Origin of the sequence: Streptomyces hygroscopicus (assembly GCF_026168105.1) — a bacterium.
Classification (GTDB): Bacteria; Actinomycetota; Actinomycetes; order Streptomycetales; family Streptomycetaceae; genus Streptomyces; species Streptomyces hygroscopicus_D.
The window spans coordinates 1-15,887 of sequence record NZ_LBMW01000085.1; the positions used below are offsets into that span (position 1 = coordinate 1).

General features: G+C 69.7%; 10 protein-coding genes, 1 tRNA gene and 1 other RNA gene. 10 read left to right on the forward strand and 2 right to left on the reverse strand.

Annotated features, from left to right (window positions below; all coding sequences use genetic code 11):
- The first annotated feature begins 250 nt into the window (after positions 1–250).
- From AAW14_RS37750 to AAW14_RS37775, 6 genes are all read left to right on the forward strand, one after another.
- Entirely contained in the window at positions 251–730 is a 480-nt protein-coding gene (locus AAW14_RS37750; protein ID WP_265568993.1) for a cupin domain-containing protein, read from the forward strand.
- Positions 727–1,491 (forward strand): SDR family NAD(P)-dependent oxidoreductase, encoded by a 765-nt coding sequence (locus AAW14_RS37755; RefSeq protein WP_265568994.1) that lies wholly within the window; start codon positions 727–729, stop codon positions 1,489–1,491. The genes AAW14_RS37750 and AAW14_RS37755 overlap by 4 nt, the downstream gene beginning before the upstream one ends.
- A gap of 214 nt (positions 1,492–1,705) precedes the next feature.
- Positions 1,706–3,592, forward strand: a complete 1,887-nt coding sequence (locus tag AAW14_RS37760) for a copper resistance CopC/CopD family protein (RefSeq protein ID WP_265569001.1) — start codon at positions 1,706–1,708, stop codon at positions 3,590–3,592.
- 342 nt (positions 3,593–3,934) lie between these two features.
- Positions 3,935–5,248 (forward strand): ABC transporter substrate-binding protein, encoded by a 1,314-nt coding sequence (locus AAW14_RS37765; protein WP_265568995.1) that lies wholly within the window; start codon positions 3,935–3,937, stop codon positions 5,246–5,248.
- Positions 5,245–6,225, forward strand: coding sequence for a carbohydrate ABC transporter permease (locus AAW14_RS37770; RefSeq protein ID WP_265568996.1), 981 nt, complete (start codon positions 5,245–5,247; stop codon positions 6,223–6,225). Before AAW14_RS37765 ends, AAW14_RS37770 begins: the two co-directional genes overlap by 4 nt.
- Positions 6,222–7,106, forward strand: coding sequence for a carbohydrate ABC transporter permease (locus AAW14_RS37775; RefSeq protein WP_265568997.1), 885 nt, complete (start codon positions 6,222–6,224; stop codon positions 7,104–7,106). The genes AAW14_RS37770 and AAW14_RS37775 overlap by 4 nt, the downstream gene beginning before the upstream one ends.
- A 369-nt stretch (positions 7,107–7,475) precedes the next feature.
- Here AAW14_RS37775 and AAW14_RS37780 read toward each other — a convergent pair whose 3' ends face one another.
- Entirely contained in the window at positions 7,476–10,256 is a 2,781-nt protein-coding gene (locus AAW14_RS37780) for a SpoIIE family protein phosphatase/ATP-binding protein (protein ID WP_265569002.1), read from the reverse strand.
- A gap of 559 nt (positions 10,257–10,815) precedes the next feature.
- On the opposite strand from AAW14_RS37780, the gene AAW14_RS37785 reads away from it, so the two are divergent.
- Both AAW14_RS37785 and AAW14_RS37790 read left to right on the forward strand, forming a co-directional pair.
- Positions 10,816–11,202 (forward strand): hypothetical protein, encoded by a 387-nt coding sequence (locus tag AAW14_RS37785; protein WP_265568998.1) that lies wholly within the window; start codon positions 10,816–10,818, stop codon positions 11,200–11,202.
- Positions 11,195–13,993, forward strand: a complete 2,799-nt coding sequence (locus AAW14_RS37790; RefSeq protein WP_265568999.1) for a caspase, EACC1-associated type — start codon at positions 11,195–11,197, stop codon at positions 13,991–13,993. The genes AAW14_RS37785 and AAW14_RS37790 overlap by 8 nt, the downstream gene beginning before the upstream one ends.
- A 254-nt stretch (positions 13,994–14,247) precedes the next feature.
- On the opposite strand, the gene AAW14_RS37795 is transcribed toward AAW14_RS37790, so the two are convergent.
- Positions 14,248–14,332, reverse strand: a tRNA-Ser gene (locus AAW14_RS37795).
- A gap of 73 nt (positions 14,333–14,405) precedes the next feature.
- Here AAW14_RS37795 and ffs point away from each other — a divergent pair.
- Positions 14,406–14,502: signal recognition particle sRNA small type (gene ffs, locus AAW14_RS37800), an RNA gene on the forward strand.
- 100 nt (positions 14,503–14,602) lie between these two features.
- Positions 14,603–15,887, forward strand: a 1,285-nt coding sequence (locus AAW14_RS37805; RefSeq protein WP_265569000.1) for a DNA polymerase III subunit gamma and tau, incomplete at its 3' end; no start/stop codon positions are given.

Below are 15,887 nucleotides of genomic sequence, written 5' to 3' on the forward strand. Positions count from 1 at the left end.
GTCCGGGACGTGGTCGACCGCGCCCCGGGCGCCCCGGGCCCGTGCCGCGGCCACGACCACGTCCCGGACGCCTGCGCCGGAGGCGCGCCGGGTCCGCGGGCCGGGTCCGTGGGCCGCGTGTGTGTGCCGCGTCCGCGCGTTGCGTCCCTGCCCGCGAGTACGGGGCGGAGGTCACCGTCTCGAGCACGGGCCGACCCCGCTGCGGTGTCCCGCGACCGGTCAATGGCCCTCGGCAACTAGCCTGCGTGGCGTGACTCCTGAGGATCTCATCGCCCACTACGGACTGGAACCCATCCCCCGCGAGGGTGGGCGCTTCCGGCAGACCTGGGCCGGGCCCGAGCGGCCCGACGGGCGGCCGGAGGGCACCGCGATCGTCGCCCTGCTGACCGCCGCACCGGACGACTACTCGGCCCTGCACCGCCTCCCGGCGGACGAGGTCTGGCACCACTACCTCGGCGATCCGCTGGAACTGCTGCTCCTGGCCCCGGACGGCGGCACCCGTACGGCCGTCCTCGGCTCCGACGTACTCGGCGGCCAGCATGTCCAGTTCACCGTGCCGGCCGGTACCTGGATGGGCGGGCGGGTCGCCGAGGGCGGCTCGTGGACGCTCTTCGGCTGCACGATGGCGCCGGGCTTCACCTACGGGGGGTACGAGCACGGCGACGCGGCCGAGCTGACCGCGCGCTATCCGGCCGAAGCGGCCCGTATCGCGGGGTTGTGCCGCTCATGAGCGGGCTGCTGGCGGGTCAGGTGACGCTGGTGACCGGGGCGGGCGGCGGCATCGGGCGCGGGATCGCGCTGCGGTTCGCAGAGGAGGGCGCGGCGGTCGCGCTGCACTGCCGTACCTCGGTGGAGGCGGCGCACGACGTGGCCGCGCGCATCCGCGGAACGGGCGGCCGGGCCGTCGTACTCCAGGCCGAACTGACCGTGGAGGACGAGTGCCGGCATCTGGTCCGCGAGGCGGCCCGGTGGGGCGGCGGTCGGCTGACCGCGCTGGTCAACAACGCAGGGGTGCAGCCGGTGCAGGGGCTCGGCGGGATGACGGCCGCCGACTGGCGGGCGGTGATCGACACCAACCTGACGAGTGTGTTCGCCTGCACTCAGGCGGCGGTCGAGGTCATGCGGGAGTCGGGCGGCGGCACCGTCACGCACATCGCCTCCATCGAGGCCGCGCACCCGGCGCCGTCGCACGCGCACTACTGCGCGTCCAAGGCCGCCGTCGCCATGCACGCACGGTCGGCGGCCCTCGAGTACGGCCCGTACGGAATCCGAGTCAACTCCGTGTCGCCCGGTCTGATCGAGCGCGAGGGCCTGGCGCAGGCCTGGCCGGAGGGGGTGGACCGGTGGCAACGGGCGGTGCCCGCCGGCCGGTTGGGGCGTCCCGAGGACGTGGGTGACGCCTGTGTGTTCCTGGCCTCGCCGCTCGCGTCCTGGATCACGGGCCACGACCTGGTGGTGGACGGCGGCGTGTCGGCCCGGCCCACCTGGTGACGCGGCCGCCGGTCATGATGGCGTGACCCGGTACGGGTGGCCGGCGTTGCCGTCGCGCTGAGCGCGGGGTCCGCCGCGTCCGTACGTAACCGGGACCCGGAACAGCCGATACGGGAGACATGACGTGGGCGCAGGACGTGTGGGCGCGGCAGGCGTGAGCGGGAGGATCCCGGGGGCGGCCGCGTTCCGGGGGAGGCTGCGGCGTCTGGCGTTCGTGCTGCTCGTCGTCCCCCTGGTCCTGGTGGCGGGCGGAGGTTCCGCGTCCGCGCACGCCGTGCTGAAGGGCACCGATCCCGCGGACGGCAGCGTGCTGAGGACGGCGCCGAAGGCGGTCACCCTCACCTTCAGCGAATCGGTCGGTCTGCTGGACGACTCCGTCCGTGTGCTCGACCCGGGCAACCGGCGGGTCCACACGGGCAAGCAGGAGCACGCGGACGGCCGCTCGGACACCGCGCGCGTCACGCTCCCCGACCTGGCGCAGGGCACCTACATCGTGGCGTGGCGGGTGGTGTCGGCGGACAGCCACCCGGTGTCGGGCGCCCTGACCTTCTCCGTCGGCAAGCCCTCCGCGACGACCGCGGTCCTGCCGTCCGACGAGGCGCAGGACGCCGCCTCGGTGATGCTCTACGACATCGGCCGTTACGTCGCCTACGGCGGCCTGGCCCTGCTGCTCGGCGTCACCGCGTTCGTGACCGTGACCGGCGTGGGCCCGGCCCGTGGTCTGCTCGTGGGCGGCTGGTGGACGCTGCTGGCGGCGACGCTGGCGCTGCTGCTGCTCCGCGGCCCCTACGAGCGCGGCAGCGGCCCGGCGACGGCCCTCGACCTCTCCGTTCTGCGTGAGACGGCGACGAGCCGCCCCGGGCTGGCGCTGCTGGCGCGGGTGGTCATGCTGGGGGTGGCGGCGGCGGTCGCGGGCCGGGCGGGGCTGCTGCCGTCGCGGACGGAGAGCCGGACGGACGGCGAGGGCCGGGCCGCCGACGGTCACCTGGGTGGTGGCGGCGCGGCCCTCGGCGGCCGGCTCCGGTTCGCGATCGTGGGCCTGCTGTCCCTCGCCCTGGCTCTCACCTGGGCGGTGGCCGAGCATGCCGCCGCCGGCATCCAGGTCCCGCTGGCGATGACCTCGGCTGTGCTGCACCTGCTGGCGATGGCTGTGTGGCTGGGCGGTCTGACGGCCCTGCTCACCGGGCTGCACCGGGCGCCCGAGGAGCTCCCGGCCCCCGCGGTCGCCCGTTTTTCGCGCCTCGCCTTCATCGCGGTTGCGGTCCTGGTGGCCACCGGCGCCTACCAGTCCTGGCGCGGCCTCGGCTCCCTCGGCGCACTCACCTCCACCCCGTACGGCAGGCTCCTGACCGCCAAACTGGTCGCCGTAGTGCTGCTGCTGACGGCGGCGGCGTACTCGCGTCGCTGGACGGCACGGCTGGCTGTGCCGACGGCCGGGACGGCCGGGACGGCGGTGCCGGAGCGGGTTCGGGAGACCGTGGGGGCGGTGGGGGCGCGTACGGAGACGGCATCTATGGAAGCCGTCCCGGTGGGCGGCGACGCGGGGGACGTACCCACCGATGCCGGACCGGGCCCCGCACCCACGGACGGCGACCAGGCACCGTACCGACGGGCCCTGCGCCGCTCCGTGCTGGCGGAGATCACGATCGGGGTCGTGGTGCTGGTGATCACCACGCTGCTCACGGGTACGCAGCCCGGGCGCGCGGCGACGGAGGCGGCGGCCTCGACCGCCGCGGCCGACCAGCCCCTCGGCTCCACCACGATGGTCCCCTTCGACATGGGCGCGACCGGCGGGCACGGCAAGGTGCAGATCGAACTGACGCCGGGCCGGGTGGGCGAGAACCAGGTCCAGGCGGTGGTCTACGGCCCGGACGGAGGCATCGCGACCGTGCCGGAGCTGCGCCTGAGCTTCACGTTCAAGGACCGGAACATCGGCCCGCTGGACGCCAAGCTCACCGACCGCGGCGGTTACTGGGCTGCCGACAGCCTGACCCTTCCACTGCCGGGACTGTGGACGATGAGGACGACGGTACGGACCACGGACATCGACCAGGTCACCGTCTCGAGGACGGTCCGGATCGGCCAGCCGGACCGGACGTGACGCCACATCACCTCTGGATGGTGCGTGAAGCTGTTTACTTTTGGGCGGGCTTTGCAGGGGCGGGCGGATGGTCGACCCCGCGTACCTGACCTGCGGCGGAGTGGTCGTAGGCGGTGATCGAACAGGCCTGTTCACGCCCTGTCCGCTGCCAGTTTGTTAGCGGAGGCGCTCGGCCCGGTATCGGTCACGTTTCAAAAAAGGCCGTCGACAGCTCTTGACGTATGACCGGACTTGCGAGTCTTATGACGCCCACGATGTTCGGTCAAGTTGGTTTCTGGTTGATTATGACTCGCTCATCCGAGGCGATCCGACCGTGGCCGACCCCTGCCCCCAGGAGCCGTCATGCACCAAACTCCCTCCGGTCTCTCCGTTCCCGGCCCGAGCCGCCGCTCCCTGCTGCGCGGGGTCGGCGGTGCCGCCGTCCTCGCAGGCGCGGGCATACCTCTGCTGAGCGCCTGTGCCGGTAGTGCCGGGGCCGGTGATTCGAAGACCGTCACCCTCGGCTCCAACGCCTCGGACGCGGTACCGAAGAAGGCCCTCGCAGACGTCTACGCGGCCTTCAAGAAGCAGTCCGGGATCACGATCGCCGTGAACACCAAGGACCACAACACGTTCCAGGAGCAGATCAACTCCTACCTCCAGGGCACGCCCGACGACGTGTTCAACTGGTTCGCGGGTTACCGGATGCAGTTCTTCGCAGCGAAGAAGCTCGCCACGCCGATCGACGACGTGTGGCAGAAGATCGGCGGCAACTTCCCCGACGCGATGAAGGCCCTGAGCAAGGGCCAGGACGGCAAGTACTACTTCGTCCCGCTGTACACGTACCCCTGGGCGCTCTTCTACCGGAAGAGCGTCTTCCAGCAGCACGGGTACCAAATCCCCACCACCTGGGACAAGTTCGTCGACCTGTGCAAGCGGATGAAGCAGGACGGGCTCATCCCGATCGCCTTCGGCGACAAGGACGCCTGGCCCGCGCTCGGCACCTTCGACCAGATCAACTTCCGCACCAACGGCTACGACTTCCACGTGCAGTTGATGGCCGGCAAGGCGTCCTGGACCGACGCCAGGGTGCGCAAGGCCTTCGACCACTGGGCCGAGATCCTGCCCTACCACCAGGACGGCGCCGTCGGCCGCACCTGGGAGGACGCCGCGCAGACCCTGGTGTCGAAGAAGGCGGGCATGTACCTGCTGGGCTCCTTCGTGGCCCAGCAGTTCACCGACAAGGCCGACCTGGACGACCTCGACTTCTTCGCCTTCCCCGAGATCGACCCGTCCTACGGGCAGGACACCGTCGAGGCACCCACCGACGGCTTCATGGTCAGCAAGGCCCCGAAGAACCACGCCGGTGTGGTCAAGTTCCTGGAGTTCCTGGGTACTCCGGAGGCCGAGCAGATCTACCTCAAGTCCGACTCGAGCGTCGTCGCCGCCTCCAGCAGGGCCGACACCTCCTCGTACACCGCCCTGCAGAAGAAGGCGTACGCGATGATCTCCGCCGCCAAGCACCTCACCCAGTACATGGACCGCGACAGCCGGCCCGACTTCACCTCCACGGTGATGCAGCCCGCGATGCAGACGTTCATCCGCGACCCCAAGGGCGTCGACAGCCTGCTCTCGTCCATCGAGCGCCAGAAGAAGACGATCTTCGCGTCCTCATGAGCGCCGACACCAGCATTCAGACCCCGGAGGCGGCCGCCGTGCCGCCTCCGGGCGACGCGCCCAAGGGGAAGCGCGTCCCGCAGGGGCACCGCCGCCTGCTCACCCGTCGTGACCGGCTCATCCTGGGCCTGATGGCCGGCGTGCCGACGGTCCTGCACGTCGCGCTCGTGTGGGTCACCGCCCTCGCCTCCATCGCCCTCGCCTTCACCACCTGGGACGGCATCGGCTTCGACTCGATCAAGTGGGTCGGGCTGGACAACTTCAAGGAACTGTTCACCAGCAACCCGCAGTTCTGGCCCGCCGTCCAGCACAACGTCATCTGGTTCGTCGTACTGATCCTGATCCCCACTCCGCTCGGCCTCTTCCTGGCCGTGCAACTGGACAAGAGGATCCGGTTCAGCAGGGTCTACCAGACGGCGTTCTTCCTGCCCGTCGTGGTGTCCTTCGCGGTCATCGGATTCGTCTGGCAGCTCGTGTACAACCCGGACACCGGACTGATCAACAGCCTGATCGGGGCCAACAGGCCCGGCCACTACATCGACTGGATCGGCGACCCGAACCTCAACCTCTGGGCCATCCTCGTCGCCGCCTCCTGGCGGCACGCCGGCTACATGATGATCCTCTACCTGGCCGGTCTGAAGGGCGTCGACCCGTCGCTGCGCGAGGCCTCGGCCCTGGACGGCGCCAACGAGTGGCAGACGTTCAGAAATGTCATCTTCCCGACGCTGCGGCCCACCAACACCATCGTCCTGGTGGTCACCATCATCGAGTCACTGCGCGCGTTCGACCTGGTCTTCGTCTTCAACGGCGGCGCCCACGGCACCGAGCTGCTGTCGATCCTGGTGACCAACAACATCATCGGTGAGTCCAGCCGCATCGGATACGGCTCCGCGATCGCGGTCGTCCTGTTGCTGATCTCGCTCGGCGTGATCATTCCTTACCTGGTCAGCACCTTCCGGAAGGAGCGCCGATCGTGAGCACCGTGACCGTGACGAAGAGGCGTGCGCCCGTCCGGCCCGCCCGGGTGCTGCTGCACCTGTTCCTCGCCGGGACGGCGCTGGCCTGGCTCGCGCCGCTGATGTGGGCCCTGTACGCGGCCCTGCGGCCGTACTCGGAGACCAGCACCAAGGGCTATGTGTCCTGGCCGGGCAAGCTGGGCTTCGACAACTTCACCAACGCGTACCAGCAGTCGGGCATGACGCACTACTTCGTCAACACGCTGCTGGTCGCCGTCCCGGCGGTGCTGCTGGCGCTGTTCCTGTCGTCCTGCGTGGCCTTCTACGTCAGCCGCTTCGACTTCCGCGTCAACCTGGCGCTGCTCCTGGTCTTCACCGCGGGCAACCTGCTGCCGCAGCAGGTGATCATCACCCCGCTGTACCGGCTGTACCTGCTGGTCGACCTGCCCGGGATCACGGTCAGCGGCAAGCTGTACGACTCCGCGCTCGGACTGGTCCTCATCCACGTGGCGTTCCAGTCCGGCTTCTGCGCCTTCGTGCTCAGCAACTACATGCGCATGCTGCCGCACGAACTGACCGAGGCCGCTTTGGTGGACGGCGCGTCGGTGTGGCGGATGTACTGGCAGATCGTGCTGCCGCTGTGCCGCCCCGCCATGGCCGCCCTCGCCACCCTGCTGTCCATCTGGATCTACAACGACTTCTTCTGGGCCATCGTCCTGATCTCCACAGGCGAGAACATGCCGATCACCTCGGCCCTGAAGAACCTGTCCGGGCAGTACTTCACCGATCCCAACCTGGTCGCCGCGGGGGCCCTGCTCACCGCGATCCCCACACTGATCGTGTACTTCGTGCTGCAGCGGCAGTTCGTGAGCGGTCTGACCCTGGGTGCCAACAAGGGCTGATCCGCGCCATTTCCGTTCACCCCGCCCGCCTCCGTGCCCGTGGACCCGGCCGCCGCCCGGGTCCACAGCGGTGCGTGCACTTCTCGGGGCGGCGTTGGCGCTGTTCGTGGGGCGGGGCACCGCGTCGGCCGCCACACCGCAACGCCGACATGGCAGTCTCCGCTTTCGACTCCGATGCCGTGTCGGTGCTGCCCGGCAACGGCACCTTCGGCGCCAGAACCGGCTTCGCCGTCGCCTCCCTGGACGCGAACAGCGCCTCGGTCCTGATCAACGCCACCTCCTACGACCGACGCGCCTCTGCCGGCGAAGCCTTCCGGTCCGGCGCGAGGGTGCTTGATCGCCCGCGCCGGCCGGGAAGTGCCTTGCCGGTCACAGTTCACCGAACTGCTCCACGGCATCGCCGAACTGCTCCACAGGGTCGCCGAACTGCTCCACGGGGTCGCCGAACTGTTCCAGAAGAACGTCGACCGGTGTGTGGCCCAAGTCGGCGGTCGCACCGCCCTCGAGAGTCTGTTCCGTCCAGATGACCTTGCCGTGCGCCGTGTACCGCGTGCCCCAGCGCTGTGCGAACTGCGCCACGAGGAACAGCCCCCGGCCGCCTTCGTCCGTGGTCGCCGCCCGCCGCAGCCGCGGCGAGGTGCTGCTGCCGTCCCACACCTCACAGATCAGGGAGCGCCCGTACAGCAGGCGCACCTTGACCGGGGCCGATCCGTACCGGATCGCGTTCGTGACCAGCTCGCTGAGGATCAGTTCCGTGGTGAAGCCGAGCTCCTGCAGCCCCCATTCCCGCAACTTCTCCCGGCAGTGCGCCCGCGCCGCGGGAACCACCGCCGGATCCGACGGCACCTCCCACTCGGCCACCCGCGAGGACGGGAACAGCCGGGTGCGCGCCACCAGCAGCGCGATGTCGTCGGAGGGGTGGGGCCGCCTCAGCGCATCGATCACCGCCTGGCACGTCTCCTCCGGAGTGAGCCTCCCGGCCCCCTCCAGCACCCGGCGCAGGCCTTCCAGACCGGTGTCGATGTCGTGGCTGCGGTCGTCCACCAGGCCGTTGGTGTACAGCACCAGTTGTGAATGCTCCGGCAGGTGGAGCTCGACGGTCTCGAAGGGGTAGCCCCCCAGTCCGAGCGGGGCCGAAGCCGGCACGCCGGGACAGGTGACGGTCCCGTCCGGGCACACCAGCACCGGGTCGGGGTGTCCCGCCCGGCCCATGGTGCACGCCCCCGAAACCGGGTCGTAGACGGCGTACAGACACGTCGCTCCGGTGACCCCCTCGCCCTCGCGGTCGTCCGCGCCGTCGCCGACGGCCTCCTCGCTGTCCATGCGTACGACCAGGTCGTCCAGGTACCCGAGCACCTCGTCCACGGGGAGGTCCAGCGTCGAGAAGTTGTGCACCGCGGTGCGCAGCCGTCCCATCGTCGCCGCCGCGTGCAGCCCGTGACCGACGACGTCGCCCATCACCAGCGCCACTCGTGCGCCCGCCAGCGGGATGACGTCGAACCAGTCCCCGCCCACACCCTTCTCCGCGGGCAGATACCGCCAGGCCACCTCCAGCGCGTCCTGCTCCGGCTGCCCCCGCGGCAGCAGACTGCGCTGCAGCGTCACCGCCATCGCGTGCTCCCGGGTGAACCTCCGGGCGTTGTCGACGGCCACCGCCGCCCGCGCCGCCAGCTCCTCGGCGAAGGACAGATCCTCCGGCCCGAACGCCGGGGAGCGGCCCGTCCGGTAGAAGTTGGCCACGCCGAGCGGCGCACTCCGCGCCAGCAGCGGCACGGCCACCAGCGAATGCAACCCGAGCTCCAGGGCCTTGCGGGCGCGATCGGGATCCTGCTCCTGCCAACCGCGCGCCTGCCGCAGGTCCGCCTCCAGCACGCCCCGTCCCTGCTGTAGCGCCTGCATGTGCGGGGTCCCCGGCAAGAACGTGATGACCTCGCCCAACGGATACAGAGGCAGCATTTCCTGGTCGCCGCTGATCGCCGCCCGCCGCAGGTACCGCCACCCCTCGGACGTCGGCTCCCACCCACGCAGCACCCTGTCCAGCAGATCCACCGTGACGACGTCGGCGAACCGCGGCACCGCGACCTCGGCCAGTTCCTCGGCCGTGCGCACCACATCCAGTCTCGTCCCGACCCGGACCCCGGCCTCGTACAGCAGCCTCAGCCGTCCCCGGGCCGCCTCGGCCCGTCCCGAGACCGTCGCCAGCTCCGTGGTGTCGCGCAACGTCACCACGCTGCCTCCGCGACCGGTGTGCGGGAACGTGGGCCGCTTGTTCACCGCCAGCAACCGGTCCTCCGAGAGGTGCACCTCATCGGTGATCGCCTCCGATGCTGTGAGCACGTGTGTGATCTGCTCCGGCAGCCCCAGCTCCGCCACGGGACGCCCCTCCGCATCCGCCGGCAGGTCGAGCAGCCGCTTGGCCTCGTCGTTGGCCAGCAGCAGCCGCCCGTGGTCGTCGGTGATCACCACCCCTTCCCGCACCGCGTGCAGGACCGCGGCGTGGTGCTCGTACATGCGTGCGAGTTCTGCCGGGGCCAGGCCGAGCGTCTGGCGGTACAGCCGCCGGTGCACCAGCGCCGTCCCGCCCGTGGCCAGTGCCAGCGCGAGCACGCCGGTGCCGACGGCGATCAGCAGCTGTGGCAACCACAGTCTCGCCACGTTCTTGACCGTGAGCCCGGCCGAGACCAGGCCGACGACCTTGCCGTGTGCGTCGGTCACCGGGACCACCGCCTGCACGTCCGTTCCTCTGCCGGCGGGCAGGGGCGGGCCGCCCGCCTGCTCGACGACGGTGCGGCCTTCCAGCGCCGGTCTGATGTTGCCGACGAACTTCTTCCCGATCTGCTGCGGGAAGGGGTAGGTGAGACGGATCCCCCTGGTGTCCAGGACGACGACGAAATCCACGCCCGCTGTCTTCCGCACCGCTTCGGCTCTGGGCTGGAGCACGGCGGTCGGGTTCCGGCTGCGCAGCGCCTGAACCACGCCGGGGGCATTCGCGAACGACTCGGCCGCGACCACCGACTCCCGCCGCCCCCGGTCCACGGCTTCGTGCGCCGCCTGGAGCACCAGGGCCGCCACCGCGGCCAGGACCAGCAGCAGCACGATTCCGACCTGCAGGAGGAACACCTGCCCGGCCGTGCTGCGCAGGTTCAGCAGTGAGGCGCGGCCGTCAGGCGAGCGTCCGTGAGCCGATGCCACGAGAGGATCCGATATCGACGGGAAGATACCTTCATGCACCCTTCATAACACCGCTTCGTGCGCCTCGGGGACTCAGCCGATACCGCTGCGGCGCGCAGCTACGGCCGCTCGCCGAATCCCTGGTCAGGGGCTTGACCGGTCTATTGCTCCTCGGCCGGTGCCTTCGTTTGGTGAGGTCGGCGCCGAAGCGGGCCTTCCTGGTCGCCATCCACCTTCTGCCTCATGCGCCGCATGGCGCTACACCAGAACGTTCCGGCCGGTCACATCCCCGCTCGCAGTGCTGCGCGAGGTTGCCCCGCCGCCAGGCCCTCCTCCTCTGCAGTTGCCGGTGCGGCGGCGAGCGTCTTGAGGGAGGGCAATCAGGGCCCAGCCGAGGCAGGTCACCCGGTGGCGCCCGCCGTCAATTGCTGAACTTCGTTTCCAGCCCACGGGTGGGAGCGGGCATCCGTGATCCGCGAACTGCCGGCCCCCGGGGCTTGTATGATCCAGGCCCTGCATCGGACTGCCGGGGAGAGCCGTGGACGACTCGCTTCTGGAAGTGCGCCTGACCTTCGAGGACTTGGACGGCGCTGACATCGCCGAACGAGACATGGAGTTCCTCTTCGAGGAACTGGACGGCCTCGAGGTCCCGTACGGGAGGCTGTCCGAGGCACCGGCTCCGGCGGGCACACGAGCAGGGGACGTCTCGACCTACACCTCGCTCGTGCTCGGACTGGCCGGAGCACCCGCGCTGAGGGCGCTGATCCGGCTGGCCCAGGACTGGCTGGCCCGCCGCAACTCCGGATCCATCGACCTCAAGCTGGGCGACGACGAACTCCACATGACCTCTGTGTCCCGAGCCGACCAGCAGAGAGCCGTCGAGGCGTTCATCGCCAGGGCCGCAGAGCGCTCCTCCGATGCGTAAAGCCCTCATCCTCGTCAACCAGCAGCACGATGACCCGAAGTTCACCGAGTTACCCGGAGCCGCCGTCGACGCAAAGCATCTCAAGGCTGTTCTGGGCGCAGGCGAGATCGGCGGGTTCGATGTCAACATCGTGGGCCCGGACAAGACTGCCCGGGACTGGCAGAAGGCGATCCAGGCTTTCTTCAACAACGCGACGCGAGACGACCTCCTTCTGCTCCACCTGTCCTGCCACGGACGCAAGGACGCCCGCAACCGCCTGCACTTCGTCACCCGGGACACCGAGCACGACATGCTCGAGGCGACAGCGGTCAGCGCCGAATTCCTGGCTGACCGTATGGAGCAGAGCCGCAGCAGGAGCACCGTCCTCCTTCTCGACTGCTGCTACAGCGGCGCCTTCACCAAGGGTGTACGCACCCGCGGCGCACCCTCACCCGACGTCGACGTGAGCGGCGCTTTCCAGGGCAAGGGCCGGGTGGTGATCACTTCCTCCACCTCTCTGCAGTACAGCTACGAATCAGAGGCGCGGAGTCGGCAGCCGCAGCTGCCCTCTGTCTTCACCTCAGCCATCGTCGACGGACTGAGCAGCGGAGACGCCGACCTCAACAATGACGGTCTCATCACCGTCGACGAACTCTTCCAGTTCGTCTCCGACAGGGTGACCGAGAAGTTCCCCGAACAGACACCCACCCTGAGCGTGGTCTCGGCCAGCGGAGAGATCGTCCTCGCCGGCAACCCCAAAGCCTGTCCCCTGCCCCGGAACCCTCCCGAGCCCCAGGACCCGCTGGCCCCGGCTGCCGCGAAGCTCGCCTTACGCGTCCGGGGCACGTTGCCCCGGCTGGCGGAGGAGCAGCGGTTGCCCCTGCGGTGGCACCTGGCACCGCACGGGCTGACCGCCCCGTGGTTCGCCATCCGCGATGCTTTCGCCATCCGCGATTCCGATGACAAGGAATCGGCCGAGCCACCGAGCCTGACCGGCGAGCTGAACGACATCGTGGCCGCTTACCGGAGCGTACCCTCCGGTCGGCTGCTGGTGCTGGGGCAAGCGGGTTCGGGAAAGACCACGTTGATACAGCAGTTCGCACTGGCGCTGCTGACGAGGCCTCCCGCGGAGAGGCCAGCCACCGACCCTGTTCCGGTGATCTTCGCCATCGGGGCATGGAACCCGGTCACCACCACGCTGGAGGGCTGGCTGACCGATCAACTCCTACGTGATTATCCGGCCCTTGAGGCGTTCGGCCCCAACGGGAGTACATCGGCTGCCGAGCTGGTCCAGGACCGGCGGATCCTGCCGCTCCTCGACGGCTTCGACGAGATCGCCGAGGGGTTGCGCGTCGAAGCACTGAACGCGCTCAACGGTGCGAGCGAGCGCGAGTGGAAGTTCGTGCTGACGAGCCGCGCCGAGGAATACAAGAAGGCCGTGGACAGCGAGAGGAGCGAGGGGGTTCTCTCCAGCGCTGCAGGCATCGAACTGATCGACCTTTCCCTGGAAAGTGCGTCCACCTACCTGAAGAGCGGCCACCGCAACTCCGCGTGGGAGCCGGTCCTGACCGCGCTGCAACAGCCTCAGAACGCGCCCGGAGCCGCTCTCGCGGAGGTCCTCAAAACCCCGTTGATGGTCAGTCTCGCGCGGAAGGTCTACCGGGCAAGTCGAGGCCGTACGCCTTCGGAGTTGCTGCAGAAGTTCGACACACCTGCGGCTGTCGAGGACCACCTCCTCGACAGTTTCGTCGCCACGGCGTACCCGAACCAGGCCGAGAACCGGTCGCGCTGGGCACCGGAGCGGGTTCACCGCACACTGGGCTACCTGGCGAACCATCTGGAGCGAGCCGGCACACCCGACCTCGAATGGTGGGCCTTCGGCACTTCCCTGCGCCTGCTCCCGCGCACACTCGTGGTCGGGCTCGTGTGCGGACTGGTCTTCGGGCTCATGCAGACACTCATGATTTTCGCGGTACCGATGAACGGGAGGGCGGGCGAGACCACTTTCGCGCTCGCCCTCACGGGTGAGCGCACCGTGGTCATCGGAGCGACCTTCGGACTCCTGCACGCCATCGCGGTCAGGTTCTGGCCGGCGACCTTGAAGCCGTTGCGTGAGCTCCCGCAGATCCGTGCCCGGCAGGAGCGTACGTCCGACCGGAGCCCGGAGAAGTTCGTCTCCGGATTCAGGGACGGGTTCCCCATCGGAGCGGTGGCGGGACTCGTGGGCATACTCGGGCTCGTGGCCGGGGACGGACTCCTGGCCGGCCTCTGGGTCGGGCAGCCCGGAGGGATCTTGAAGCTGCTCGTGCAGGAATTCCTGCCGGGACTGATCGGTGTCCTCGGAGTGGCACTGGTGGTGGGGCTCGTCGCCGGTCTCATGGCATGGTGCTCGACTCCGGTCGATACCGACGCCGCCGATGGAACCGCAACCCTGCTGAAGATCAACCGCACCGGTGTGCTCCTCCAGGCCCTCGCGTTCGCGCTCATGGGCGCACTTGGTCTCGGAGCCGTTGACGCGCTCGTACAGGGAGCGGTGCTCGGGACCCTGTTCGGCGTCATGGGCGGACTCACCATCGGGGTGTGCGGCGCCTTCAGTATCACCGCTTGGGGTCAGTGGGTGGTCTTCGCCCGTATCTGGCTTCCGCTGACCGGGCGCATGCCCTGGGCAGTGGCCGCATTCCTGGATGATGCATGCGGACGGGGCGTGCTGCGCCAAGCGGGCGCCGCCTACCAATTCCGCCACGCTCGCCTTCAGGGCCGCATGCTGCAATTCTGGCGCGATCTCTCCGATCACCCTGCGCGTCACGTCTGACCGAGTGTGAACTCCCCGAAGGAGTTGCGGATGCCCCTGAGAGCGGCGGTCACAACTCCAGTTGATCTTGTCGGGGAGACGGCAGGGTGACCTTGACCGGGTTCGCCGACCGCCGAGAGGGAGTCACGTCACCCCGCCTGGCCGGAACATCCCGAACGTCGGGGATGAATCAGACCAAAAGTGAGACCAGGGCACACCGAGAACCCCGGCCGCTGAGCGGTCCGGGGTCCTCGTTTCGCCTGTTCAGGCGGCTGCGGAGGATACGAGATTCGAACTCGTGAGGGGTTGCCCCCAACACGCTTTCCAAGCGTGCGCCCTAGGCCTCTAGGCGAATCCTCCGCCGGAAACATTACATGACGCCGGGGAGTGCTAGCGAACTCGTTCGGGCGCCCGGCGATCGGGTAGGCTGGGGCTCAGCCCCTCACGCGGCGCTATCTGACTGAACTCCCCCAGGGCCGGAAGGCAGCAAGGGTAGGTCGGCTCTGGCGGGTGCGTGGGGGGTCTTCTGCGTTCCGGGACAGCGCCCCGGGCCGGGAGCACGAGGGGCGGGTCCCGGGTGAGCGGCTCGGGCCGGGCACTTTGTCAGTGGGCGCCTATAACCTCGTATGCGTGTCGTCTCTCGCGCTGTACCGCCGCTATCGCCCGGAGTCGTTCGCCGAGGTCATCGGGCAGGAGCATGTCACCGACCCGCTGCAGCAGGCGCTGCGGAACAACCGGGTCAATCACGCGTACCTGTTCAGCGGGCCCCGCGGCTGCGGGAAGACGACCAGCGCGCGCATCCTCGCCCGTTGCCTGAACTGCGAGAAGGGCCCGACGCCGACCCCGTGCGGCGAGTGCCAGTCCTGCCGGGACCTCGCACGCAACGGGCCCGGTTCGATCGACGTCATCGAGATCGACGCCGCTTCGCACGGTGGTGTCGACGACGCCCGTGACCTGCGGGAGAAGGCCTTCTTCGGGCCCGCGAGCAGCCGCTACAAGATCTACATCATCGACGAGGCCCACATGGTCACGTCGGCCGGTTTCAACGCGCTGCTCAAGGTCGTCGAGGAGCCGCCCGAGCACCTCAAGTTCATCTTCGCGACCACGGAGCCCGAGAAGGTCATCGGGACCATCCGGTCGCGCACCCATCACTATCCGTTCCGGCTCGTGCCGCCGGGGACCCTTCGGGACTACCTCGCCGAGGTGTGCCAGCGGGAGAACATCCCCGTCGAGGAGGGCGTGCTGCCGCTCGTCGTGCGGGCGGGCGCCGGATCCGTGCGTGACTCCATGTCCGTCATGGACCAGTTGCTGGCGGGCGCGGGCGCCGACGGTGTGACGTATGCCATGGCCACCTCGCTGCTCGGGTACACGGACGGGTCGCTGCTCGACTCCCTCGTCGAGGCCTTCGCTTCCGGGGACGGGGCCGCCGCCTTCGAGGTGGTGGACCGGGTCATCGAGGGGGGCAACGATCCGCGTCGGTTCGTCGCCGACCTGCTCGAGCGGCTGCGGGATCTCGTGATCCTCGCCGCCGTGCCCGACGCCACGGAGACGGGGCTCCTCGACGCCCCGGCCGACGTGCTGGAGCGGATGCAGGCCCAGGCGGGCGTGTTCGGCCCGGCCGAGCTCAGCCGCGCCGCCGACCTCGTCAACGAGGGGCTCACCGAGATGCGGGGGGCCACCTCCCCCCGGCTGCAACTCGAACTGATCTGCGCGCGCGTACTCCTGCCCGCCGCATACGGGGACGAGCGTTCGGTCAGGGCCCGGCTGGACCGGCTGGAGCGCGGCGTCGGCTTCTCCGGCGGCACGGGCCCTGCCATGGGGTACGTGCCCGGCCCCGAGGCGCACGGCAGGACGGCCGGGGGCCCGGCGCCGCAGGGCGCTGCGCCCGTACCGCCCGGCGGCGGTGCCGCGGCGG

Coding starts and splice junctions, on each gene's coding strand:
- AAW14_RS37755 (WP_265568994.1), top strand. CDS start 727: ATGAGCGGGCTGCTGGCGGGTCAGGTGACGCTGGTGACCGGGGCGGGC.
- AAW14_RS37765 (WP_265568995.1), top strand. CDS start 3,935: ATGCACCAAACTCCCTCCGGTCTCTCCGTTCCCGGCCCGAGCCGCCGC.
- AAW14_RS37770 (WP_265568996.1), top strand. CDS start 5,245: ATGAGCGCCGACACCAGCATTCAGACCCCGGAGGCGGCCGCCGTGCCG.
- AAW14_RS37790 (WP_265568999.1), top strand. CDS start 11,195: ATGCGTAAAGCCCTCATCCTCGTCAACCAGCAGCACGATGACCCGAAG.